Source organism: Rhodococcus sp. NPDC060090, assembly GCF_042729855.1.
GTDB lineage: Bacteria > Actinomycetota > Actinomycetes > Mycobacteriales > Mycobacteriaceae > Rhodococcus.
Genome location: NZ_JBHWXB010000002.1, coordinates 93194 through 116965 on the forward strand (window position 1 = coordinate 93194; position 23772 = coordinate 116965).

At 65.8% G+C, this 23772-nt stretch carries 23 protein-coding genes, 1 tRNA gene and 2 pseudogenes; 14 read left to right on the top strand and 12 right to left on the bottom strand.

All coding sequences use genetic code 11. The features are described 5' to 3' along the window. Window positions 1-6: 6 nt before the first annotated feature. The 6 genes from ACFWCF_RS02790 to ACFWCF_RS02815 form a co-directional block, all read right to left on the bottom strand. Window positions 7-1191: a thiolase family protein gene (locus tag ACFWCF_RS02790; RefSeq protein WP_378490632.1), complete on the bottom strand. Its 1185-nt coding sequence runs from the start codon at window positions 1189-1191 to the stop codon at window positions 7-9. Window positions 1192-1277: 86 nt separating this feature from the next. Next, a complete protein-coding gene (locus ACFWCF_RS02795; protein ID WP_378556917.1) occupies window positions 1278-2546 on the bottom strand; it encodes a cytochrome P450 in 1269 nt (422 codons plus the stop codon). A 156-nt stretch (window positions 2547-2702) separates the two neighbouring features. Then, a complete protein-coding gene (locus ACFWCF_RS02800; protein ID WP_378490590.1) occupies window positions 2703-3557 on the bottom strand; it encodes a short-chain dehydrogenase/reductase in 855 nt (284 codons plus the stop codon). Further along, window positions 3554-5059 (bottom strand): flavin-containing monooxygenase, encoded by a 1506-nt coding sequence (locus ACFWCF_RS02805; RefSeq protein WP_378556922.1) that lies wholly within the window; start codon window positions 5057-5059, stop codon window positions 3554-3556. Before ACFWCF_RS02805 ends, ACFWCF_RS02800 begins: the two co-directional genes overlap by 4 nt. A gap of 13 nt (window positions 5060-5072) precedes the next feature. Beyond that, entirely contained in the window at window positions 5073-6131 is a 1059-nt protein-coding gene (locus ACFWCF_RS02810; RefSeq protein ID WP_378556925.1) for a PDR/VanB family oxidoreductase, read from the bottom strand. Further along, a complete protein-coding gene (locus ACFWCF_RS02815) occupies window positions 6128-7018 on the bottom strand; it encodes a metal-dependent hydrolase (RefSeq protein ID WP_378556928.1) in 891 nt (296 codons plus the stop codon). Before ACFWCF_RS02815 ends, ACFWCF_RS02810 begins: the two co-directional genes overlap by 4 nt. 106 nt (window positions 7019-7124) lie before the next feature. On the opposite strand from ACFWCF_RS02815, the gene ACFWCF_RS02820 reads away from it, so the two are divergent. The 3 genes from ACFWCF_RS02820 (at window position 7125) to ACFWCF_RS02830 (ending at window position 8984) form a co-directional block, all read left to right on the top strand. Beyond that, the gene (locus tag ACFWCF_RS02820) at window positions 7125-7760 is read left to right on the top strand and encodes a TetR/AcrR family transcriptional regulator (RefSeq protein ID WP_378556931.1); all 636 of its coding nucleotides are present in this window, start codon (window positions 7125-7127) and stop codon (window positions 7758-7760) included. Window positions 7761-7893: 133 nt separating this feature from the next. Next, window positions 7894-8367 (top strand): DUF309 domain-containing protein, encoded by a 474-nt coding sequence (locus ACFWCF_RS02825; protein WP_378556934.1) that lies wholly within the window; start codon window positions 7894-7896, stop codon window positions 8365-8367. After that, a complete protein-coding gene (locus ACFWCF_RS02830; RefSeq protein ID WP_378556937.1) occupies window positions 8367-8984 on the top strand; it encodes an LON peptidase substrate-binding domain-containing protein in 618 nt (205 codons plus the stop codon). Before ACFWCF_RS02825 ends, ACFWCF_RS02830 begins: the two co-directional genes overlap by 1 nt. Before the next feature lie 35 nt (window positions 8985-9019). Here the strand turns inward: ACFWCF_RS02830 and ACFWCF_RS02835 are convergent, their stop codons facing one another. From ACFWCF_RS02835 to ACFWCF_RS02845, 3 genes are read right to left on the bottom strand one after another with little or no spacing between them, the layout of a single operon-like run. Beyond that, on the bottom strand, window positions 9020-9640 hold the full coding sequence (locus ACFWCF_RS02835; protein WP_378556939.1) for a lactate utilization protein C: 621 nt from the start codon (window positions 9638-9640) through the stop codon (window positions 9020-9022). Continuing rightward, the gene (locus ACFWCF_RS02840; RefSeq protein ID WP_378556941.1) at window positions 9637-11145 is read right to left on the bottom strand and encodes a LutB/LldF family L-lactate oxidation iron-sulfur protein; all 1509 of its coding nucleotides are present in this window, start codon (window positions 11143-11145) and stop codon (window positions 9637-9639) included. The genes ACFWCF_RS02835 and ACFWCF_RS02840 overlap by 4 nt, the downstream gene beginning before the upstream one ends. Next, entirely contained in the window at window positions 11142-11894 is a 753-nt protein-coding gene (locus ACFWCF_RS02845) for a (Fe-S)-binding protein (protein WP_378490602.1), read from the bottom strand. Before ACFWCF_RS02845 ends, ACFWCF_RS02840 begins: the two co-directional genes overlap by 4 nt. Window positions 11895-12098: 204 nt before the next feature. Here ACFWCF_RS02845 and ACFWCF_RS02850 point away from each other — a divergent pair, with 204 nt between their 5' ends. The 6 genes and pseudogenes from ACFWCF_RS02850 (at window position 12099) to ACFWCF_RS02875 (ending at window position 15558) form a co-directional block, all read left to right on the top strand. Next, entirely contained in the window at window positions 12099-13766 is a 1668-nt protein-coding gene (locus tag ACFWCF_RS02850) for an L-lactate permease (RefSeq protein WP_378490603.1), read from the top strand. Between the two features lie 28 nt (window positions 13767-13794). Continuing rightward, window positions 13795-14508 carry a FadR/GntR family transcriptional regulator gene (locus tag ACFWCF_RS02855; RefSeq protein WP_378490604.1) on the top strand — a complete coding sequence of 238 codons (714 nt, stop codon included), beginning with the start codon at window positions 13795-13797 and terminating at the stop codon, window positions 14506-14508. Between the two features lie 51 nt (window positions 14509-14559). Beyond that, a tRNA-Met gene (locus tag ACFWCF_RS02860) sits at window positions 14560-14636 on the top strand. Window positions 14637-14848: 212 nt separating this feature from the next. Continuing rightward, window positions 14849-15046 (top strand): annotated as a pseudogene (locus tag ACFWCF_RS02865) (nucleotidyltransferase family protein); the annotation flags it as partial. A 37-nt stretch (window positions 15047-15083) separates the two neighbouring features. Further along, window positions 15084-15257 carry a helix-turn-helix domain-containing protein gene (locus ACFWCF_RS02870; RefSeq protein ID WP_378490605.1) on the top strand — a complete coding sequence of 58 codons (174 nt, stop codon included), beginning with the start codon at window positions 15084-15086 and terminating at the stop codon, window positions 15255-15257. 49 nt (window positions 15258-15306) lie between these two features. Continuing rightward, window positions 15307-15558 carry a nucleotidyltransferase family protein gene (locus ACFWCF_RS02875; RefSeq protein ID WP_378490606.1) on the top strand — a complete coding sequence of 84 codons (252 nt, stop codon included), beginning with the start codon at window positions 15307-15309 and terminating at the stop codon, window positions 15556-15558. A 328-nt stretch (window positions 15559-15886) separates the two neighbouring features. Here ACFWCF_RS02875 and ACFWCF_RS02880 read toward each other — a convergent pair whose 3' ends face one another. Continuing rightward, window positions 15887-17119 (bottom strand): DUF6880 family protein, encoded by a 1233-nt coding sequence (locus ACFWCF_RS02880; protein ID WP_378556945.1) that lies wholly within the window; start codon window positions 17117-17119, stop codon window positions 15887-15889. Window positions 17120-17249: 130 nt separating this feature from the next. Between ACFWCF_RS02880 and ACFWCF_RS02885 the strand changes: the two genes are divergently transcribed. Both ACFWCF_RS02885 and ACFWCF_RS02890 read left to right on the top strand, forming a co-directional pair. Beyond that, window positions 17250-18161, top strand: coding sequence for an alpha/beta fold hydrolase (locus ACFWCF_RS02885; protein ID WP_378556947.1), 912 nt, complete (start codon window positions 17250-17252; stop codon window positions 18159-18161). Between the two features lie 35 nt (window positions 18162-18196). After that, window positions 18197-19333 (top strand): AI-2E family transporter, encoded by a 1137-nt coding sequence (locus ACFWCF_RS02890; protein WP_378490609.1) that lies wholly within the window; start codon window positions 18197-18199, stop codon window positions 19331-19333. Window positions 19334-19357: 24 nt separating this feature from the next. Here the strand turns inward: ACFWCF_RS02890 and ACFWCF_RS02895 are convergent, their stop codons facing one another. Together ACFWCF_RS02895 and ACFWCF_RS02900 are read right to left on the bottom strand one after the other, a co-directional pair. Next, window positions 19358-20002 (bottom strand): CoA transferase subunit B, encoded by a 645-nt coding sequence (locus ACFWCF_RS02895; protein WP_378490610.1) that lies wholly within the window; start codon window positions 20000-20002, stop codon window positions 19358-19360. Beyond that, window positions 19999-20745, bottom strand: a complete 747-nt coding sequence (locus ACFWCF_RS02900; protein WP_378556949.1) for a CoA transferase subunit A — start codon at window positions 20743-20745, stop codon at window positions 19999-20001. Before ACFWCF_RS02900 ends, ACFWCF_RS02895 begins: the two co-directional genes overlap by 4 nt. 151 nt (window positions 20746-20896) lie before the next feature. On the opposite strand from ACFWCF_RS02900, the pseudogene pcaD reads away from it, so the two are divergent. The 3 genes and pseudogenes from pcaD to ACFWCF_RS02915 form a co-directional block, all read left to right on the top strand. Next, a pseudogene (gene pcaD, locus ACFWCF_RS02905) lies at window positions 20897-21652 on the top strand (3-oxoadipate enol-lactonase); the annotation flags it as partial. Window positions 21653-21666: 14 nt separating this feature from the next. Beyond that, on the top strand, window positions 21667-22485 hold the full coding sequence (locus ACFWCF_RS02910; RefSeq protein WP_378556951.1) for an IclR family transcriptional regulator: 819 nt from the start codon (window positions 21667-21669) through the stop codon (window positions 22483-22485). A 13-nt stretch (window positions 22486-22498) separates the two neighbouring features. Next, window positions 22499-23710: an acetyl-CoA C-acetyltransferase gene (locus tag ACFWCF_RS02915; protein WP_378556953.1), complete on the top strand. Its 1212-nt coding sequence runs from the start codon at window positions 22499-22501 to the stop codon at window positions 23708-23710. Window positions 23711-23772 lie beyond the last annotated feature (62 nt).

Genomic DNA, 23772 nt, shown 5'->3' on the forward strand with positions numbered 1-23772 from the left:
CTCCTCTCAGCCTTCGACTTCGAACACCACGGCGCCGCCCTGGCCGCCACCGGCGCACATCGCTGCGACGCCGATTCCTCCGCCGCGGCGTGCCAGTTCGTAGACCATCGTCGTCACCATGCGTGCACCCGACGCCGAGATGGGATGACCGAGGCTGCAACCGCTTCCGGACACATTCACGATGTCTTCGTCGATACCGAACTCGCGACACGCAGCGATCGGGACGGACGCGAACGCCTCGTTGATCTCCCACAGGTCGACGTCGGACACGGCGAGCCCGGCGCGGTCGAGTACCTTGCCGATCACCGCGAGCGCCCCGAGCCCGCAGTCGCGCGGCGGTACCGCGGACGCCGCCCACGCTTTCACGGTGCCGAGGACCGTCAGTCCCCTGTCGCGGGCGTGGTCGCTGCTCGCAAGAGCAACAGCAGCTGCAGCGTCGTTGATTCCGCTGCTGTTGCCCGCGGTCACCGAGAACCCTTCGATCTCCGGATGCAGGACGCGAAGTCCCGCAAGACGCTCGACCGTGGTGTCGCGACGCGGATGCTCGTCCACACTGAAATCGATGAGCGAACCGTCGGCACCGGCAACTTTGAGCGGCATGATCTCGTCGACGAACTTCCCGGCATCGATTGCGGCAACGGCACGCTGATGTGATCGCGCGGCCCACGCATCCATGTCCTCGCGGGAGATGCCGACGGCCTTCGCGGTGTTCCAGCCGACGGTGATCGCCATGTCCATGGTCGGAGCATCGGGGGTCTCGGGATGGCTCGGCGGGATCCAGGGTTCCCTGAATTCGGTACCGCCGGGAGTGGGGACACGCCATTTCATCAGCGGACCGGTCGAGAGCGACTGGACGCCCCCGGCTATGAGGGCACGCTCCATACCGGAAACGATCTGCGCGGAGGCGTTTCCTATCGCGGTCAGGCTGCCCGCGCAGTGACGGTTGACGGCCTGCCCCGGAACACCTTCCAGCCCTGCGGCAACCGCGGCGTACCGGGCGAGGTCGCCGCCGCCGTAGTTGGCTTCGGCCAGGATGATGTCGTCGATGTCCGCAACATCGAGCCGAGAGCGGCGGATCACTTCCGGGAGGATGGCCGTGGCCAGTTCCTCCGCCGATGTGTTGACCAGAGAACCTTTGAACGAACGCGCGATCGGGGTGCGGACCGCACCGACGATGACGGGTTGCGGCACGGTTGAACCTCGCATGAACGGAACCTCGCATGATCAGGGGGTGGCAGTGCCCCACCCCGGTTGAGGAAGTAGATCGCTGAAGGGGGTCAGAGCTTTCTGACCGACATCCTCTTGATGCCGTGAACGAAATCGCTGTGTACGTATTCGGGGTCGGATACCTCGACCTTCGGGAGCCGCGTCAGAAGCTCACGGAACAGGTGCTTCAGTTCCAGGACGGCCAACTGTTTGCCGAGACAGAAATGCGGCCCGCCACCACCGAAGCCGACGTGCGGATTGGGTGTTCGCCCCACATCGAACTCGAGTGGACGGTCGAAGACATCGGCATCGAAGTTGCCGGAGCAGTAGAACAGTACGAGCTTCTCGCCGGCCTCGACCTGGGTGCCCGCGACCTCGGTGTCGACCACCGCGTGACGCGCGAACTCGATCACCGGGGTCGACCACCTGACGAACTCGTCGACGGCGTCCGGACCGCGCTCGTCCCAGTCTTCGAGCAGCCACGAGATCTTCTCGGGATTGTCGGTCAGCGCCTTGAATGCGTGCGAGGTCGCCTGCTTGGTGGTGTCGTTGCCTGCAGAGGCCAGGAGGACCATGAACGATCCGGCCTCGTCGTCGGTGAGTCGGTGACCGTCGACTTCGGCCTGCACGATGTTGGTCATCAGGTCGTCCTGCGGGTCGGCTCTGCGCTTCTGGGCGAGTTCGACTCCGACCTGCGTGAGCACGCCGAGCTGGGCCATCATGTGCGTTGCGCGCTCTTCAATGTTCGCGTATTCGTCGTCGCTGGTGCTGAACAGCGCTTCCGCTGCGTATGCGACCGCTTCGTGGTTGGCCGGATCGATCCCGATCATCTGCGACACGGTCCGCATCGGCAGCTTCTTGGACACCGACTGAACGAAGTCGACGGGTTCGCCCGAGTCGAGATCGCTGAGGAACTCGTCGACGATCTCCTTGCAGTTCGCAATGATCTGCTCTTCGATCGTGCGCACCTGCTTGGGCGTGAACGCCATGCTGATCAAACGCCGATAGCGAGTGTGTTCCGGGGGATCCATGGTGAGGAAGAAGCTGATGCCCTTCTGGATCTCGGCGGGCATCGGGTCCATGCTGATGCCCGCCGAGGAGCAGAACAGTTCGGGATGGGCACTCACATAACGGATATCGGCGTGACGAGTGACGGCCCAGTACCCCTTCTCCTCGTGCGGGAAAAGCGATTCCGTGGGGCGATGCCACGTGAGCCCGTCGAGTGCGCGCAGCTGCGCGAAGGTTTTCTCGCGCTCGAGGAAGTCCAGGTCCCAGAACGACGATGCGGAGATGTCCAGCGAGTGGTACGGCCGAGTCGACGCAGTGGAGGCGTTGCTCATGCTACCTCCGGATACCGGTTGGTTATGGCGATGAAGCTATGGGTGGAGCACTGGACCGCGCTGATCCGCACGTGCCCGGACACCCATACCGTATACCATTCCGTAAGGAAGTCGATAGAACAACGACTCACATTTTTCCGACGCCTTCCCGCGCGTTCACCGGTCGAGCGACTCGCGCCGCTCGAGGTCTCCGATGAGGGTGTGCACCGTGCGATTTCGCACGATCCACTCGTCGATCACCGGGTTGACGATCCCGCGCAGGGCCGAGTACGCACTCCACAGCCTCGGGGTGACGACGCGAGGCGCCCGCCGTTCGATCGCGCGGACGGTCACGGCGGCGGCATGCTCCGCGCTGACCCGCCGGTTCATCGGCCACGGAAGCAACTCGCCGACACGTGCTCCCAGTGGATCGCGATCGAGGGTATTGCGGGCGAGTTCGGTGTCGACGAAGCCGTAGTACGCCACGGTGACGGTCGCGGGGGTGTGGGCGAGTTCGAGACGCAACGCGCGCCCGACCTGTTCGACGGCGGCCTTGCTCGACATGTACGCGGAGCCACCGAGGCCCGGACTGAACGCAGCGGCCGACGCGACGACGACGATATGGCCACTGCGTGCGACGATGCCCTCGAGGGTCGGGTGGATGGTGTTCAGGACACCGGTGAGGTTGACCGCCATCACGCGGTCGAAGTCGGCAAGGTTCGAGGTGCGGATCGTCGCGGGCGGTGGGGTGATACCGGCATTGGCGATCACCACGTCGATCGGCCCGAACTGGGCCGAAGAGCGAGCGACCACCTCGGCCATCGCGTCGCGATCGGTGACGTCGGCGACCGCGACGAGGGTCGCGTTCGCATCGAGCGTCTCGGCGGCCTTCTTCAGCGTGATCTCGTCGCGGTCGACGAGCACCACGCGGGCGCCGCGCCCGAGAAGTTCGCGGACCATGGATAATCCGATGCCCTGGGCAGCGCCGGTCACGAGAGCGACCCTTCCAGCGAGGTTCAGAGAACGTGTCATATCGACGCCTCCTCCGATACGGCACGCGCGGGAGGGTCGAGAACCTTCCCGAGCCGGTAATCGGCGAGGTCGAACCTCGACATCCGTCGACGGAACGATGCGTTGAACCCCGGCCAGAACGTGAAGTTACGGCCCGAGGGGCTCAGGTAGTAACTGCTGCACCCGCCGGAGTTCCACACCGACCCCGCGAGTCGCCGATCGGTGTCCTCCACGAAGTCCTGCTGTACCTCGGCGCGCACCTCGACACTGTCGATGCCGTGGGAGTGCATCGCGTCGAGTCCTGCCATCAGATAGTCGATCTGCGTTTCGATGGTCACGACCTGCGAGGTGTAGACAACGGAGTTCGGGCCGAGGAGCATGAACAGGTTGGGGAAGTTCTCGATGGTGGTTCCCAGATAGGCGGTCATCTCCCCGCCCGCCCACTGCTCCGCCAACAGCCGGCCGTCGCGCCCGCGCAGTCGGGAGAAGCCGCTGTTGCCTGTGAGCTTGAAACCGGTGCCGAACACGATGGTGTCGACCTCGTGCCGGACACCGTCGGTAGTCACCACTGCGTCGTGTTCCACATGATCGATGCCCGAGGTGACCACGTCGACGTTCTGCGCCGCCAGCGCCGGATAGTACTTGTTGGAGAAGGTCGGACGCTTGCACCCGAAAGCGTAGGTGGGCGTGAGCTTGTCGACGAGTTCGGGATTTTGTACCTGGCGGCGCAGGTGCCACCGTCCGAGTGCAGCAGCGCCGCTGAGCAATCCGGGGCGGTAGACGAGCCCGGGCACCAGGGCTTCCTGGACGAGATCCAGGGCCTTGCGGGCGGCACGCTGAGTGGCCGGCACTTTCGCGAAGAGGCGCTGCACACGGGGAGCGACCGGACGGTCGGGGTGCGGAAGGATCCAGGTGGGGGTCCGCTGGAACACCGTCATGTGCTCAACCTGCGGTTGCAGGCGCGGAATGAACTGCACGGCAGATGCTCCGGTGCCGACCACCGCGACGCGGCGCCCGGCGACGTCGTGCTCGTGGTTCCAGTCGGCCGAGTGGTAGGTGGCACCGTCGAACGAGTCGAGGCCGGGAAGGTTCGGCACGGAAGGTTCGCTGAACGGGCCCATGGCGGCGACGAGGATGTCTGCGGTGTAGGTCCCGCGATCGGTCTCCACGCGCCAGTGCTTCGCCGCGTCGTTCCAGGCTGCCTCGACCACCTCGGTCCCCAGATGCAGGTGGGGGCGGAGGTGGTGCTTGTCGGCGCAGTCCTCGAGGTACTGCTGAATTTCTTCCTGCAGCGGGTAGAGCCTGCTCCAGTCGGGTTTGGGCGCGAACGAGAACGAGTAGAGGATCGACGGGATGTCGCATTGGGCGCCCGGGTAGGTGTTGGCCTGCCAGGTTCCGCCGAGGGTCTCCGCGCGTTCGAAGACCGCGAAGTCGTCTATTCCGTCCTGCTGGAGTCTGATTGCCGCCCCCAGGCCGCCGAAGCCGGCACCGATGATGGCGACGCGTAGGTGTGTGTCAGTCATGGTCCGACTCGTTTCACAGGTCGATTTCGAGTGTGGATCCGGCAGCGCGCGACACGCACGGGAGCATCGATTCTGCGCGCTCCTCGTCGAGGAGACGCGTGTCGCGGTGGTCGACGTCGCCGGACACCACGCGCACCTTGCAGCTTCCGCAGAAGCCTTGCCGGCACGAATAGGCCGCGGACGGGACGGCACGCCGCAGTGCCGAGAGGGCGGTCTCGTCCGCTGCGACGTCGACGGTGGTCCCGGTCCGTGCGAGACGCAGCGCGAACGGTTCGCCCCCGACCACGGGCGGCGGGCTGAATCGTTCGGTGTGCAGCGAGCAGGTCGGTGCCACGAGAGGGGCCTGCTGGTATGCGTCCTTGATGAGGGGCGACGGACCGCACAGGTAGATGGCACCGTTCGGCCGGGCGTGGCCGAGGATATCGGCGATCGGGGTGATGCCGACTTCGTCGTCGGGCCGGATCAGGACGTCGCCACCGGGGAGTGCCGACAGTTCATCCAGGAACGGCATGGTGTCGCGGGACCGGCCGAGGTAGAGCAGCGTCCACGGTGTCCCGGCGCCGGCGACGTTGCCGATCATCGGCAGGATCGGCGTGATCCCGATGCCTGCGGCGACGAAGAGGTAGGACGGCGCGGCGGCAATCGGAAAGGCATTGCGGGGACCACGTATTCGCAATGTGCCGCCTTCGCCGACCGCATCGTGGATCTCAGCGGATCCGACGCCGTGGTCGACGCGCCGCACAGCGATGCGATAGCGGCCTCGATCCGAGGGGTCTCCACACAACGAGTACTGGCGTTGCAGGCCCGAGGGCAGGAAGACGTCGAGATGCGCACCGGGAATCCAGGCGGGCAGCGACCCATTGTCGAGCGAGGCCAGTGTCAGGGAGACAACTCCGTCTGCTTCGACCGTGCGGGTCTCGACGTGGAGCAGCCGGTCGTAGTCGGTATGCCGCACGGGGGCGGGCCGCGACAGGATCGGGGCGAGGCGGCTCTCACTGAACAGCTTCGAGTAGGCGCGGGTCGCGTGCATCACCGCGCCGAGGAACGGCGACGGTGTGGTGACGGTGCTCATGCCGCGGCCTCCCGGGCTGCGGGCGACTGGGCGAGGTAGCGGACGGCCTTGCCGATGTCACCCATCCGCGAGGGGTGGAAGTCGCGCTTCAGGTACGGCGGGATCTGCTTCGCGAGGAAGGTCAGAGTGGGGATCATCGACGCCTTCGCCGAGCGCCGGTAGGCGCGCGGCCAGGACAGTCGCCGGGTTTCGGTGGTGTCGATGCGGTACAGGTAAGCGGTGGTGCTGAACCACAGGATCGCCAGACCCGCGAACGCAATGAACGCGGTGCGTACGCGGCGCGCGTAGCTGCCGTCGACGTACTGGAACGCGTCGTAGGCGACGTTGCGGTGTTCCATCTCCTCTGCGCCGTGCCACCGCAGGAGATCGAGCATCGTCGGGTCGACGCCGCGCCGGTCGAACGGGGCATTGTCGATGAGCCACTCGCCGACGACGGCGGTGAAGTGCTCGGCTGCGGCGTAGACGCCGAGGCGTTCGCGCAGCCAGATCCGTCCCGCGCGGCCCTCGAGGCCGTGGTCGCCGAAGATCTGGTCGACGATGTATCCGATGCGGTCCAGCACGGGGGCGATGTCGACGTCGTGCTCGGCGAGGTATTTGCGGAAGCTCTCGTGTGAGGTCGCGTGGGTGGCCTCCTGGCCGACGAACCCGACGACCTCTTCGTGCAGGCGCGGGTCGTCGATGTAGGCCAGGGACTGGCCGAAGACGTCGGCCATGGCGCGTTCCCCCTCGGGGAGCACGAGGTGCATGACGTTCCAGAACTGCGTCGCGTACGAGTCGCCGGGAACGTACTGCAGTGGCACCCCGGACCAGTCGAAGCGCACGTTGCGAGCGGTGATCGCAAGCGCCTCTTCGGTGTAGGGCGTCGGAACACCGTGATGTGACGACATGCCTGACTCCTCGATTGTTACGTGTTACTGGAAGATACAGCGAAGATACATTAGGACGCCTCGTGTATCAATGTTTCAGTCTGAACGATCGGGATAGCCTAGGACGATGCCTGCTGAACAACCGCCCGCCGCCGATGTCGCGCCCACCGTCGGCGCCACCAACCCGCCGGAAATCGAGTCGATCCTCGATGCGGCCGAGGCTCAGTTCAGCGAAGTCGGGGTCAAGCTGACGACGATCAACGACATCGCTCGACGCGCCGGCGTGGGACGGGTGACGATCTATCGACGAATCGGCGGGCGGGACGAGATCGCGCATGCTGTGACCACCCGCAGCTCGGCGCGCCTGATCGAGGAGGTCGTCGCCACGGCCCGCGCGGCCGAGACCATCGACGACCTGATCGGCAACGTCTTCGCCACCACCATCATGCGTATGCGCGAACACCCGGTCTGGAATCGGATGCTCACCCTCGAGACCGCAAGTTCGTTACCTCGGTTGACGACCGATGGGGGCCCGCTCCTGACGACCGCGATCCACGCTGCCGTCGCGATTCTCGACGATGCAGTCAGGTCCGGCCTTCTGCCACCTGTCGACGATCTCGTCGGCCGTGCCGAAGTCGTCGTGCGGGTGGCGCACTCCGTCGTCCTCACCCCCCAGGCACTGGTCCCCTTGCAGGCAAGGGAGGATCTGGCCTCCTTCGCGAGAGAAAGGCTGTTGCCGATCCTGGCGCCTCACCGCGCGTGACGCAGCCCTATGCGTTCGAGGTCGACGCGTACTCGCGCGCGGATTCGTTTCCCGCGGCTGCAATTGCTGATGTGGGAAGCCAACGTCCTCGCGGCTACCTTCCCCAAGCCGACACGTCGTCTAACCTGAGTACATGTCTGATCGGGACCGCACCCCGGAGGGGAAACCCCAGAACGCGCGACCTCGCGACGCATTGGGCCGTCCCCTCCCCTACGGCGAAGAGGGCGTCGAGGGAATCCCGGAGGACGCACAGTTCGACCCGGACGAAGCGATCACCGAAGGTCAACGCCTCTTCGACCACGGGTACCCGTTCCACGCCCACGAGGTGTTCGAGTCGGTCTGGAAGTCCTGCGAGCCCGAGGAACGCCCCCTGTGGCAGGGACTCGCCCAGCTCTCCGTCGGCCTCACCCACCTGCTGCGCGGCAATCAGAAGGGCGCGACGTCAGTGCTGAGGCAGGGACAGGCGCGAATACGTCACTACGAGGACGAACCACCACACGGTCTCGACATCGACGGGCTCTCCGCGTGGGCCGACCATCTGCTCACCGAGATCGAACGCGGCGGGCCGATCCCCGAACCTCCGACACCGCGGTTGAGGATGCCCTGATGCCGATTCTCCCCATGTTTCCCCTGGGTACAGCCCTGCTTCCCGGCGACCACCTTCCCCTGCGGGTGTTCGAACCGAGGTATCAGGAACTGGTCCGCGACTGCATGGCCGCACCCGACGGCCCGCGGTTCGGGGTCGTGCTCATCTCCCGCGGGCACGAGGTGGGTGGCGGCGACCAACGCACCGACGTCGGCACCGTAGCCCGCATCATGGTCGACACCGAGCTCGGCGGTGGACGGCACACGCTGGAATGTATTGCTGAAGAACGTATTCGCATCCTCGAGTGGCTTCCCGACGATCCGTATCCGCGCGCAGAGATCGAGCCGTGGCCCGACACGAACTCCAACCCCGTCGATCTGAGCGAACTCACCGTGCATCTGGGTCGCCTCTACGGTCTGCTCGACAGACTCACCGAGGGTCGTGCGACGCCCCCACCGGACGATCTTCCGGATGATCCCGGCGCCCGCCTGTTCGCTCTCGCCCGGCACATCCCGATGGGTGAAGCCGATCGCTACGCGATACTCAGCGCGCCGGGCCCCAAGGAGAGGCTCGATGCTCTCAGCGAATCCATCTCGAACACAATCGACCTCGCGGAGTGGCAGTTGAAGAACGGCTGACCGGTGCCCACCTGACAACCGTATCGCCGAGGTGTTCAGACGATCACGACGTCGAGGGTCCGCGGACCGTGCACCCCCTCGACGCGTTCGAGTTCGATGTCGGATGTCGCCGACGGCCCGCTGATCATCGTGGTGGGCCGCTCCGGCACCAATCTGGCCAGAGCCTCCGGCACCCCGACCTCGACGCTGCTCATCGGCACCACGCACACATGGAGGTCGGGCACCAGCGTCAGAGCCCGGCGGCCCTGGTCGGGATTGCCGTCGAGGAAGATCGTGCCGGTCTCGGCGCACGATACCGTCGACGCGGTCACGACACCGTCGAGACTCTCGAGGTCGGGCGCAGGGACGTCGGCGCTGTCGACGACGATCTCACCGTCGAATTCCGACAGCCACGAGGCATCCAGTCCCGCAGGTATCCCCACACGGCGGACGCCTCGTTCGGATAGCACACGCGCAATCGTGGCAGGCAGTTCCTCGACGGTGCTGCGATGCACATAAGCCTTGTAGTCGACGAGGCGATCTACGAACAACTCGTAGCGCTCAGCGTCGGAAAGCACTCGCCCGGTGCGGTACTCGCGTGGAATGTCCACGGGCGTCGGTGGCGCCAGCACCCCGGCGTCGCGGATGCGCCCCAGGATCGTCTCGCGCGACGTCATTGCGTCTCTCCGTTCTGGCGCGCCTGCGCGATCGCCGCGGCGCCCTCGTCGGACTGCCACCATTGCCGGAAGGTCTGCTTCGGAGGAGCCGGGATGTCACGGGCCGCCGTCCATCCCGCGAGTGGGCCGGGGAGGTTGGAGATCTTGCCCTTCTTACCTGCAACGATCCGCAACGCTCCGGCGGCCTTCTGTGCCGCGGTCCAGCGCGTAGACGACGACATCGCCACCGAAGCGGCCTTCATCAGCGCGGCCTCAGGTCCGAACTTGGCCTGTTCGACCTTTTGGTGCCGCAATTCGACCAGGAGCGAAGGGATGTCGATCTTCACCGGGCAGGCGTCGTAACAGGCTCCGCACAGACTCGACGCGAACGGCAGGGTCGCGTTGGGGTCGTCGGGTTCGCTCATGCCGGCCAATTGGGGGCTGAGCACCGCACCGATCGGGCCGGGGTAAGTAGAGCCATAGGCATGCCCGCCGGTGCGCTCGTACACGGGGCACACGTTCAGGCACGCCGAGCACCGGATGCAGTGCAGTGCTTCGCGTCCCACGCGGTCGGCGAGCGCGGCGGTGCGGCCGTTGTCGAGGAGCACGAGGTGGAAGTTCTGCGGTCCGTCGCCGGGAGTAACACCCGTCCACATGGAGGTGTAGGGATTCATCCGCTCACCCGTGGACGACCGGGGCAGCAACTGCAGGAACACTTCGAGATCGCGATACGAAGGCAGCAGCTTCTCGATACCCATGACGGTGATCAGTGTGTCGGGCAGAGTCAGGCACATGCGGCCGTTGCCTTCGGACTCCACGACAGCGAGCGTGCCGGTCTCCGCGATCCCGAAGTTCGCCCCCGACACCGCGACCGGAACCGTCATGAACTTCCGGCGCAGGAACTTGCGTGCCGCTTCGGCAAGATGTGCGGGATCGTCGTCGAGGTTCGGGTCCACGCCGGCCATCTCGCGCAGAAATATCTCGCGGATCTCGGTGCGGTTCCGGTGGATGGCCGGGACCAGGATGTGTGACGGCTTGTCGTGTCCGAGCTGGACGATGAGCTCGGCGAGGTCGGTCTCGTATGCGTGGATCCCCTCGTCTTCGAGGTGTTCGTTGAGCCCGATTTCTTGCGTGGCCATCGATTTGACCTTGATGACCTCGTCGGATCCGGTCTCGCGGACGAGCCGCGTCACGATGGCGTTGGCTTCGGCGGCGTCCGTGGCCCAGTGCACGACCCCGCCGCGTGCGATCACCGCAGCTTCGAGTTGCTCGAGCAACTCGGGAAGCCGGTTCAGTACATCGGTTTTCACAGCGGCACCTGCGTCGCGCAGCTGTTCCCAGTCGGGTATCTCGCCGGTGACGTCGAGTCGCTTGGCACGGATGGTGCGGGTCGCCTTGCCGATGTTGCGGCGCAGTTGCCCGTTGGCAAGTTCGTGATGTGCCGCGGCCGGGAAGGTTTCGGTACCGCGGAGATTCCCGAACCCGCGCGGCGGGATCGAGGGGAGGCCGAGTTCGGTGGATGTCATGCCGGCACCGCCGTCGACTCGGTGGCGCAGAGTATCTCGGCGAGGTGGACCGTCCGCGTTCCGGTCTGCAACCGCGACATTCCGCCGCCGATATGCATCAGGCACGACGAGTCGCTCGCGCTGCAGAACTCGGCGCCCGTGGCCGAGACGTTGCGGATCTTGTCGGCGAGCATCGCGGTGGAGGTCTCGGCGTTCTTGAGCGCGAAGGTGCCGCCGAAGCCGCAGCACGAGTCGGCCTCGGGAAGTTCGACGAGGTCGATCCCACGGACCTCGCGCAGGAGCTGGAGGGGTTTGTCGCCGACGCGGAGCATCCGCAGCGAGTGACATGTGGGGTGGTACGTCACCCGGTGCGGGAAGTAGGCACCGACATCTGTGACGCCGAGGACGTCGACGAGGAACTCCGACAGCTCGTACGTCTTGGCCTTGACCGTGTCCACACGCCCGCAGAGGCTCGCGCTTCCGTAGCGCGACGCGACGATCTCGTGCTGATGCCGCACCGATCCGACGCAGGAGCCGGATGGCGCGACGACTGCGTCGATACCGGTGTCGCCGAACGCGTCGGCGTAGTTCTCGACGAGTGGCAGCGCGTCGGGCTGGTAACCGGTGTTGATGTGCATCTGCCCACAGCACGTCTGCCTTTCGGGGAAGACGACCTCGTGTCCGAGCCTCGCGAGCAGGAGGGCGGTGGACTTGACTGCATCCGGAAACAACGTGTCGCCCAGACACGTGGCGAACAGCGCAACTCGCATGGGAACTCCGCATCGGTTTATGTGGTCTGACCACACCCTAGCCGATGACCGTGGGGCCCGTCACGGGATTTCGAATTCTTCCGATTTCGCCTCCGGACTCGATTGTGACCCGCATCATGATGTAGCTTCCCCTGTGGTCTGACCACGTGGTCCGACCACACAGCCAGTCGCCGCGCACTGCGGCCGCGACCTCAGGAGCCCCTTGTGGAAACCGATCTGCTTGCGGTGACCTTCACCCCGTCGACGACCGCCGTCGCCGGTAGCCTCACTGCCTCCGCGCTACTCGGCCTGGTGCCGCTGCTGACGTTCTTCGTCCTGCTCGCCGGATTCAAGCTCAAGGCCTGGTATTCCGGGCTCGGCGCACTCGCAGTTGCGCTGATCATCGCGGTGCTCGGGTTCGGAATGCCCGCCCCGCTCGCCGGACTGTCCGCCCTGCAAGGCGTCGCGTTCGGCCTGTTCCCCGTGATGTGGATCGTGGTCACCGCGATCTGGTTCTACGAACTCACCGTCGTCAGCGGCCGGTTCGAAGACCTCCGGCAGGTGTTCAACTCGGTCGGCCGCGGCGACATGCGTGTGCAGGCGATGCTCATCGCGTTCTGCTTCGGCGGAATGCTCGAGGCTCTCGCCGGTTTCGGTGCTCCCGTGGCGATCACCGGTGCGATGCTCATCGCGATCGGAATGCCTCCCATCCGCGCCGCCGTCACCGTCCTGGTCGCGAATACCGCACCGGTCGCCTTCGGCGCCATGGCAATTCCGATCACCACCGCCGGCAACCTCACCGGCATCCCCGCCACCGAGATCGCCGCCGTCGTCGGACGCCAGACCCCGGTGCTGGCGCTCTTCGTGCCGATGCTGCTGCTGTTCCTCGTGGACGGTCGCCGCGGCTTCCGCCAGGTATGGCCGATCGCACTGGTCACCGGTGCCGCGTTCGCGCTTGCCCAGTTCTGGTGCTCGAGCCACTTCTCGTACGAACTGACCGACGTCGTCGCCTCGCTGGTAGGCCTGGCCGCCGCAGTGATCATGCTGCGCTTCTGGGGTCCGCACACCCCTGACGACCAGCTCTCACAGACGTCGGCCGAAGCCATCGGCCCCACCCGCACGATGTTCGCCCTCTTCCCATACCTGCTCGTCATCGTGGTGTTCGGCATCGCCAAGCTGTGGACCCTCGGAGTCGACATCCCGAAGTGGCTGGCCTCCACCGATATCAAGATCGAGTGGCCCGGCCTGTACGGAAATCTGCTCAACGAGGACGGATCCGCGTCGACCGGCGCGATCTACACGCTGCCGTGGCTGTCCACTCCGGGCACACTCCTGCTCCTCTCGGGCGCCATCGTCACCGTCGTCTACGCGATATGGAACCACGCCGGAAAGTTCCCGATGACCGGTCGTCTGGCCGTGGTCACCCTGGGGAGCACCGCGTGGAAGATGCGCCTCGCTATCGCCACCGTCGCGACGGTGCTGGGCTTGTCGTACGTGATGAACCAGTCCGGGCAGACCGTCGCGATCGGCACGTGGCTCGCGGGAACCGGGGCGATCTTCGCACTGTTCTCACCGATTCTCGGCTGGCTGGGCACCGCCGTCACCGGATCCGACACCTCGGCCAATGCGCTGTTCGCTCGCCTGCAGCAGGCTGCGGGCCAGACCGCCGGTATCGATCCGACGCTGCTGGTTGCAGCGAACACCTCCGGTGGTGTGGTCGGCAAGTTGATCAGTCCGCAGAACCTCACCATCGCGGCAACCGCCGTCGACCGGCCCGGTAGTGAGCCGGAACTGTTGCGCAAGGTGGTCTGGTACAGCATCGTCATGCTCGCGGCCCTGTGTGTGCTGGTGTACCTGCAGTCGACTCCGGTGCTGTCCTGGATGCTGCCCTGACCTGCCCCGACACATAGGCTGTCGAGTCATGTCGTCACAGTCCGAGCCACGCGCGTGGGAACACGTGCTGAACCACCTCGAGCAGATGCTGGTATCCGGGGAGCTCTCCCCGGGCCAGCGTCTGCCCGGTGAACGTGTACTCGCCGCCGAGCTCGGTGTCGGGCGGTCGTCGGTTCGGGAGGCACTGCGCGTGATGGAGGCGCTGGGCCTGCTCAAGTCGCAGACCGGGTCGGGGCCCACCTCAGGTGCGATGATCGTGTCGCGGCCGACGGGCGGGATGACGATGCTCATGCGTATGCAGGTCGCGGCCCAGAATTTCCCGGTCGCCGACGTCGTACAGACGCGCCTCGTTCTCGAAACCGAGGTGATGCAGTTGCTCGCCACTCGCAACCCCACACCGGATCTCGGCAACGCCGAGGAGTTGCTCGACGCGATGGACGACACCGAGCTGGCAGCGAACGAGTTCCTGGTACTCGATTCGCAGTTCCACATCGCGATGGCCGACGCCGCAGGAAACCAGGTGATCGCGGCGATGATGGCCGGGTTGCGTGAGTCGATCGAGGGATACGTCCTGGCCGGGGCACCACTCGCGATCTGGCCGGTGACCTGCGGGCGGCTGCGTCACGAACATCGTGGGCTGGTCGAGGCGGTTCGAGCCGGTGACCCCGACCTCGCACGCCGGCGGATCGAGGGTCACATCCGCGGGTACTACTCCGAAACCTTGGGCTCGGATCGGGCGTAGAACGACCCTGGTAATCGCACCCCGAAACATCGTGTACTGTTAGCAATGCAACGCGGGGTGGAGCAGCTCGGTAGCTCGCTGGGCTCATAACCCAGAGGTCGCAGGTTCAAATCCTGTCCCCGCTACCACCGCCGGCCCGGACTCATACGAGTCCGGGCCGGTTTTGTTGTCGACCCTCCGGTTCTGTTCCGTCTTGACCTCAACTGCACTCGAGGTTTCAGAGTCCTCCGCATGACGATCCTCACCGACGCGGAGCGGCGCGAAGAAGGGCACAACCGATGCAGGTCGGGATGCTGTCCGAGTTCGGTCCGCCGCAGGTCCTGGCGCCGGCTTCGCTTCCACCACATGTTGTTTCGGCGTAACGCGAAAGGCCGGCGCAGGTCTTCAGGTATACGCCCCGCACGGTTTCGACGACCTCTTCAACATGGCGCTGCGACCCAATCCCGTGATGGCGCCTCGGGAAGTGTACGAAGCGAAGGCCGCCCGGTGGCAGACCGAGTGGCCGGGGCCGACGGTGATGCCGTGGCCGAACCAGTGACGGCCGCAATACCGGCACACGCCGATAAGATGACCTTATGACTCTGCTGGCCGAGTACCGCGATGCCCGCCGCGACGAATACGTCGCGCGGTTGCGCCGCCAACTCGCACTGCGGGCGATGGCCGCCACCGGCATGAGCCAGCGGCAGATCGCCGAAGCACTGAACATCACGCAGCCTGCAGTGAGCCAGCAAACTCGAGTCAGCCCCTGAGCTCGACGACGTACACCCCGAGGTTCTGATCGAAGCCGCCGCGCCGATCTTGAAAACCCTCGCCGCAGACTACGGCTTCACGCGCCTCGCCGTCTTCGGCTCGGTCGCACGACACGAGGCACGGGAGGACTCCGACATCGATCTGATCGTCGAATCACCCGACAAAACATCATCATTCGAGTTCATCCGCTTCAAGGAGCTCATCGAGCACATCCTCGGTCGGGAAGTCGACTTGATCGACTACGGCGGACTGAAGCCCCGACTGGACGACGACATCCGCCGTGAAGCGATACCGCTGTAACGGACCGCAAGACCGCAAAAGAACTGTTGCATATTCAGGGTTGGATCCAACGAGTCGACGAGATCGTCCGACGAGGCAAGACCGCCTACCTCGCCGACAATCTACTCCAAGAAGCCGGCGACTCCCTGAGGATGAAGCCCGGAGAGGCCGCCAATCGACTTTCAAGAGCCGGTGTCCTCGCGCCCGACGGCGTCGACTGGGCACTCTCCCTCAGTGGGGGCTTCCCTCGGGCCACTGTTCGCTGACGCGGACACCGCACTCACCGATGAAGAGGATGAGGCGTCACGACCGAAGTACACGTGAACGGGCACGCAAGCAGGCCCGAATATCACCGAGGAAGCCCCGCGCGGTCGAACTCCTGCTGCAGGCGCGGCCTTCTCCGATGAGTCCCGCGGAGCTCTGCGATGAAGTCGTCCACCGCGACAGCCTCGTCGGACCCCGCAGCAAGCGTGCGCATCTTCGCAAGGCGACGAGCCGCGAGGCGGTAGTGCTGGGCTCCGGCTTCGACCAACTCGTTCTCGACGAGTCTCCGATGAACCGGAAGAACGGCTAGAGGTTCGACCTTCTCGTATGCCTTGGCCAACTCGTTCCACGTGCGATCGTCGCCGAGGCCGAGCGAGTGGGCAAGACTCCACGCGAAGCGCGCGTCACGAAGTGTCACGAGAGCGAAGGCCACAGAGTCGCTCGGGTTGGCAGCAAGAACACTCAGGACCTCGTCACTGTATTCGGGCCAGGCCTCGCCTGCCGACTTGTACACGCGAGAGGCCGCTGCCGAAGACGGCCAGCGGCGGAACACCAGGAGTCGCGCGTCCAGCAGATCGTCCGGCCGGTGTTTCTCGAGAAGCCCGCACCAGTAGTCCGCTGCCCTGAGCGACTGGTGCCCCCGGTCGAAGTCGGTCGCCTGTTTCGCCCACTCGATCGCAAGATCGATCTCGCCGATTTCCTCGAACGCTTCGGCAGTGTCTTCCAGCCAGGCCGCGACCTTTCGATCCCTGGCGTGTGTACGAACGATTGCGTCGATGTCGCGGTCCAAGATCGCCAGACGTCGCGCATTCCAGTCGAGCGTGAACCACTCGTGAGAATGCGGAGACGACCAGCGCTCCCCCTCCGACGGACGCGCTCCGAGCCCCGCTTCGACCTCGCGCAGCCTGGTTCGGTAGTCGGCCATCCCCTGGTCACCGAGAGCCGGCGCATACGCGACCGGATCGATCTCGAAGTAGTCGACTTCGCCGTCGAACTGGAACTTCATCATCCAGTCGACAAGCTTTCCCTGTGGAGTTTTCGCGACGGCAGCAACCCGCGGGTGAAGTTCAAGAAGACGACGACACGCGTCACCGATGATTCCGCTGGAGTCGTCGGCTCGGGCGATCACCCTGATTGCGCTCGCGAGCGCCATGCTGGTGACGGCGTAGATCTCGACCGCGTCTGTCGTCGGGATCGCTGATTCGAGAATGTCGACGGCCTCGTGCATTCGCCGGCCGTGGGCGTTCGCGGCGCTCCACCGATGCAGGTCGGTCTTCGTTCTGACGAGTGGGAGCACTGCTTCACTGAGCGTGGTCATGCAACGACCTCCTTCTGAGCACCACAAAGGCCACGTCATCGTAGAAATTCCCAGCAACCGAGCACGACTCAGGTCGATCTCCTAACGTTCCCCTATTAACTATAACTACCAGTTACGCTAACCTGGCCCCATGGCGCTCCCCGCACACACCGTCGTCAACGGCCCGATCGAGCTGCACGTCATCGAAGAAGGAAACCCCGGCGGCCCGACCCTGATCCTCGTCCACGGCTGGCCCGACACCCACGCCCTATGGGACAGGGTCGTGCCGCACCTGGCCGACGAATTCCGCATCATCCGATTCGACAACCGCGGCGCCGGAGCCTCCACGGTCCCCCGCAACGTTGACGACTACCGGTTGGCGCACCTCGCCTCCGACCTGTTCGCGGTGATCGACGCGATGAGCCCCGACGCGCCCGTCCACCTACTCGGGCACGACTGGGGCGCGGTGCTGTGTTGGGAGGCGGTGTGTGAGCCGGACGCCGCCGCGCGGATCGCGTCGTACACCTCGGTGTCCGGACCCAACCTCGACCATCTGGGGATGTGGATGCGACGACGCCTCAGGGAATTTCACCCCCGGGGGCCGCTCGAACAGGCATTGGCCTCGGCGTACACCGTCCTCTTCCAGATCCCGGGTCTCCCGGTCCCCGCGCTGCGGTGGTGGTTCGCCAGGCACTGGCCGGGCTTCGTCGGCGCCTTCGACCGGACCGATCCGTCGGTGATCGGCCCGCTCTCACCCACAGTGGCCGACGACATGGTGCACGGCCTCAAGTTGTACCGGGCGAATATCCGGAGGCATCTGTTCCGGCCGCGAGAACGTCGAACCGACGTTCCCGTCCAGCTCGTCCAGAATCTCCGCGACCTGGCCGTACGACCCGTCGGGTACGAAGACACCGACCGGTGGGTGACGGATCTTCATCGCGTGCCCCTCGACGCCGGGCACTGGTCGCCGCGGTCACACGCCGATGAAGTGGCCGCGCTCACCGCCCGGTTCGTTCAGGCCACGGAGGTCGGTACCGCCACGCGAAGCAGACACGGCGGGTAAATTCCGCGTCAGAGCCGATCGCCCGAGGAGGTGCGATGAGCGACGACGATGCTGCAGGCCGTCCGCATGCCCCTCGCTGGTTGCGCCCGACCATCATCGCAGCGCTCTTCGCGATCGCGTTCTACCAGATGTCGGGGTGGCTGTTCCACAACTTGAAAGGCTTTCTCGGCCTGCTGTTCCTGGCATGGCTCTTCAGCGTCACGATCGAACCGATCGTCGACCTGCTCGAACGGCGCGGCCTCCGACGAGGTGCGGGCACCGGGATCGTGCTGGTCAGCCTCTTCATCCTCGTGGTCGGGTTCTTTGCGTTGTTCGGTGCGCTCCTCGCCGAACAGGTGGCGCAGCTGCTCACCACGCTTCCGGACGCCTTGTCCCGTGTGACGGACTGGGCGAACCGGACGTTCGATACCAACTTCAAGACCGGCGACGATCTGCTCCACATCACGCCCGACACGGTCCGGGATCTCGCGCAGCGATTCACACCGGGTGTGCTCGGCGTCGTCAGCACCCTGGTCGGCACGCTCTTCCAGCTGTTGACGATCCTTCTGTTCGTCTTCTACATGTCGGCCGAGGGACCGCAGATGCGGCGAACCATCTCGAGCTGGTTCCCCGCACGTCAGCAGAAGGTGATCGCCGAGGTGTGGGAGACGTCGGTCGACAAGGCCGGCGGCTACGTGGTCTCACGGCTCATTCTCGCCGCGTTCAGCACCTTCTTCACGGGCATCTTCCTGCTGGTCATCGGTGTGCCCTACTGGTTGCCACTCGCGATCTGGACCGGCGTCGTCTCGCAGTTCATCCCCACCCTCGGGACGTATCTGGCCATCGCGCTACCCGCGATCATCGCTGCCGCAGCGCAACCGTTGGACGGGGTGTGGGTGATCGTGTTCGGCACGCTCTACCAACAGGTCGAGAACTACGTGTTGCATCCGCGGATCACCGCACGGACGGTGGCGATCCACCCCGCCGTGGCGTTCGGATCGGTGATCGTCGGGGCGACGCTGTTCGGACCGATCGGAGCGCTGGTGTCGGTTCCGGTGGTCGCGATCCTGCAGGCTCTCGTCGAATCCTACGGAACACGCTATGCGCTGGTCGAACAACCCGAGCCGACGAAGGAGCCACCCGCCGCGGACAGCAAAGCGCCTCCGGACCCAGAGGGACCGGAGGCGCGCTGACGCCGAATCGATAGAGTCGGATCGTCAGACGATGAGCTTCGCAGCCGTCGCGGCCACCACTTCTTCGGTGGTCACGCCCGGTGCGGTCTCGACGAGTTTCAATCCCTCGTCGGTGACATCGATGACGGCGAGATCAGTGATGATCCGCTGCACGCACCGCTTTCCGGTGAGGGGAAGGGCGCACTCCTCGAGGATCTTGGGCTCGCCCTTCTTGGTGACGTGATCCATCATCACGATGACACGCTTGGCGCCGTGCACGAGATCCATCGCGCCGCCCATGCCCTTGACCATGGCACCCGGAATCATCCAGTTGGCGATGTCACCCGTGGCCGACACCTGCATCGCACCGAGGACGGCCACATCGATCTGGCCGCCGCGGATCATGCCGAACGACTGCGACGAGTCGAAATACGACGCGCCAGGGATCGCGGTGATCGTTTCCTTACCCGCGTTGATGAGCTCCGGGTCGAGCTCGTCCTCGGTCGGGTACGGGCCGACGCCCAGCACGCCGTTCTCGGCGTGCAGGATGACCTCGATGCCGGGCTCGATGAAGTTCGGCACCAGCGTGGGCATGCCGATACCGAGGTTGACGTACTGACCGTCGCGGAGTTCCTCGGCGACGCGCGCGGCCATCTCTTCGCGGGTCATGCCCTTGGCGGTCTGAGTCATGAGCGCACCGTCCGATTCTCGATTCCGACCTCGATCTTGCCGACGTGCACCACTCGCTGCACGTGGATGCCGGGGGTGTGGATCTCGTTGGGATCCAGTTCGCCGGGCTCGACGAGATGCTCGACCTGAGCGATTGTGACCCGGCCCGAGGCTGCAGCGGGCGGGTTGAAGTTGCGGGCCGAGGCCCGGTAGACGAGGTTGCCGTGCCGGTCGCCCTTCCAGGCGTGCACGAGCGCGTAGTCGGCGACGATGCCGCGTTCCATGACGTAGGTCTCTCCGTCGAACTCGCGGACTTCCTTCGCCTTGGAGGCGATCTTGATGCCTCCGTGCCCGTCGTAGCGCAGCGGCAGGCCGCCTTCTTCGACGGCCGTGCCGACTCCCGCGGGAGTGAAGAACGCGGGGATGCCCGCACCACCGGCGCGCAACCGCTCGGCGAGTGTGCCCTGCGGCGTGAGCTCGACTTCGAGTTCACCCGAGAGGTACTGGCGGGCGAACTCCTTGTTGGCACCGACGTACGACGAGATGGTGCGTCGGATTCGACCCTTCTCGAGGAGCAGGCCGAGACCGAACCCATCGGTACCGCAGTTGTTGCTCACGGTCTCCAGGTTGGTGGCGCCCTGATCGAGCAGCGCATTGATGAGGAACTCGGGGATGCCGACCAGGCCGAATCCGCCGACGGCGATGGTCACACCGTCGGGAATGTCGACTACTGCCTCGGCGGCGGAGGCAACGACTTTGTCCATGCATGCCAGAATAACCGGCAACGTACGTAATGTGAACCCTCGTCCGCAATGCGAACAAAATGAGGCCGAACCGTTGCTTCGCACGTCGGTCCGTTCTAGCCTTGTCCGCATAGCGTCCACCCGTCCTCATCGCGAACAAATGGAGCACGAATTGACTGCCACGCTGCACTACGAACAGCACGGAGACCCGTCGGCGCCGGCGGTACTCCTCCTCGGCTCGCTCGGATCCGACCTGTCCATGTGGGAGCCGCAGATCGACGCACTGTCCGCGAACTGGCACGTCATCGCCGTCGACCACCGCGGCCACGGCTCCTCGCCCACACCGCAGGGTCCCTACACGATGAGCGAGCTGGGCGCCGACATCATCGCGGTGCTCGATTCACTGGACGTGCAGGTCGCGCACTACATCGGACTCTCACTCGGCGGCGCTGTCGGCCAATGGCTCGCCGCCAACCACCCCGACCGCATCAGCTCACTCACGCTGCTGTGCACATCGTCGGCGTTCCTGCCCGCGCAGCCGTGGCTCGATCGTGCCCAGACCGTGCGCACCGACGGAGTGGCCTCCATCGCCGAATCCATCGTGTCGCGCTGGTTCAGCCCCGGCCTCCTCGACAGTGACCGGGATCTCGTCGACCGGCACGTCACGATGGTGAAGAACACCACCGACGAGGGCTACGCCGCATGCTGCGAAGCCCTCGCGACCTGGGACGGACGCGACGACCTCGCCCGCATCACCGCACCCACACTGGTGATCGCCGGCGAAGAAGACCCCGCCACCCCGCCCACCGTCATGCAGACCCTCGCCGAGGGCATCGCGACCTCCGAGTTCCACGTCGTGGCGCCCGGCGCGCACCTCGCGAACGTCGAACAGGCAGACAAGGTCACGCAGTTGATCACCGACCACCTGAAGAAGAACCGGTCGTGACCGACACCGACACGGACCCGGCCGTGAAGGACGTCCCCGCCAAGGACGCCTCTCCCGACTACGTCCAGTCGCTCGCCCGGGGCCTCTCCGTCATCAAGGCGTTCGGCGTCGAAAATCCGCGTCGCACCCTGTCCGACGTCGCGCGCGCCACTGGACTCACCCGCGCCACCGCGCGCCGCTTCCTGCTCACGTTGACCGAACTCGGCTACGTGCGCACCGACGGATCCCAATTCTGGCTCACCCCAAGGGTCCTCGAACTGGGATACAGCTACCTGTCGGCATTGTCGCTGCCCGAGGTCGCGCGGCCGCACCTCGAGGCACTCGCCCAGAAGATCCACGAGTCGACGTCGGTGTCGGTGCTCGACCGCGACGATGTCGTCTACGTCGCGCGGGTGCCGGTCAACCGCATCATGACCGTCACGATCACCCTGGGCACGCGGTTCCCCGCCTATGCGACGTCGATGGGTCGCGTCCTGCTCGCCGGTCTGCCCGACGCCGAACTCGACGACTATCTCGCTCGCGCCGACCTGGCTCCCATCACCGGTACCACCATGCAGACCCGCGACACGTTGCGCACCGAACTCGACAGGGTGCGACGCGACGGATTCTGCATCGTCGACCAGGAACTCGAAGAGGGATTGCGGTCGCTGGCCGCACCGATCCGCGACGCATCCGGCACCGTGGTGGCCGCGGTGAACATCTCCACCCACGCCGCCCGCTACCCGGTCGAAACCCTGCACGACCGGCTGGTCCCCGCCCTTGTTTCCACCGCGGACGAGATCACGTCGGATTACGCCCGCACCCAGACCAATTGATCGGAGAGACACCATGACCGATGTAGTGATCTGCGAACCGCTTCGCACCCCGGTCGGACGCTTCGGCGGCGTCCTGAAGGACATGACACCGGAAGACCTCGCCGCCACCGTCATCCGCGAGCTCGTGTCGCGCACCGGCATCTCGGGCTCCGACGTCGACGACGTCATCCTCGGACAGGCTTCCCCGAGCGGCGAGAACCCGGCGATCGGACGCATCGCCGCACTCAATGCCGGTCTCGGCGTCGAGGTTCCGGGCATTCAGGTGGATCGACGCTGCGGCTCCGGCCTCCAGGCGATCCTGCAGGCCGTCATGCAGGTGCAGACCGGTGGCAGCGACCTGATCCTCGCCGGCGGCACCGAGTCCATGAGTCAGGCCGAGTTCTACGCGACCGGGATGCGCTGGGGCGTCAAGGGTGAGGCAGTCGCCCTCAACGACCGGCTCGCGCGTGCCCGCGTCACCGCCGGTGGCCGCGACTTCCCCGTCCCCGGCGGCATGATCGAGACCGCCGAGAACCTACGCGCCGAATTCTCCATCAGCCGTGCGGATCAGGACGCGCTCGCCGTCCAATCGCACCAGCGTGCCGTCGCCGCACAGAAGAACGGTGTGTTCGCGCAGGAGATCGTGCCCGTGACAGTGCCGCAACGTAAGGGTGATGCGCTGGTCGTCGACACCGACGAACATCCCCGCGCCGACACCACCCTCGAGACGCTCGCGAAGCTGCGTCCGATCCGCGGCAAGGCCGACCCCGAATCCACGGTGACCGCCGGGAACGCGAGCGGCCAGAACGACGGCGCCGCCCTCACGATCGTCACGACAGCGGAGAAGGCCGCGAAGCTCGGCCTGCGTCCACTTGCTCGGCTCGCAAGCTGGGCAGTGGCCGGAGTGCCGCCCCGCACCATGGGAATCGGCCCGGTCCCCGCCACCGAGAAGGCACTCGGCCGTCTCGGCCTGACCCTCGCCGACATCGACGTCATCGAACTCAACGAGGCGTTCGCCGCGCAGGCCCTCGCAGTGATCCGCACCTGGGGCATCGACGCGGACGACACCCGTCTCAACCCCAACGGTTCCGGCATCTCGCTCGGTCACCCCGTCGGCGCGACCGGCGGGCGCATCCTCGCGACCCTGCTGCGCGAGTTGGACCGCCGCGAAGGCCGTTACGGACTCGAGACGATGTGCATCGGCGGCGGGCAGGGCCTCGCCGCGGTATTCGAGCGCATCGCCTGATCCATCCGGCCGGCCCCCGCCGCGAAGATGTCGAGAACCCGCTGCGGGGGGCCGCCCGGTCC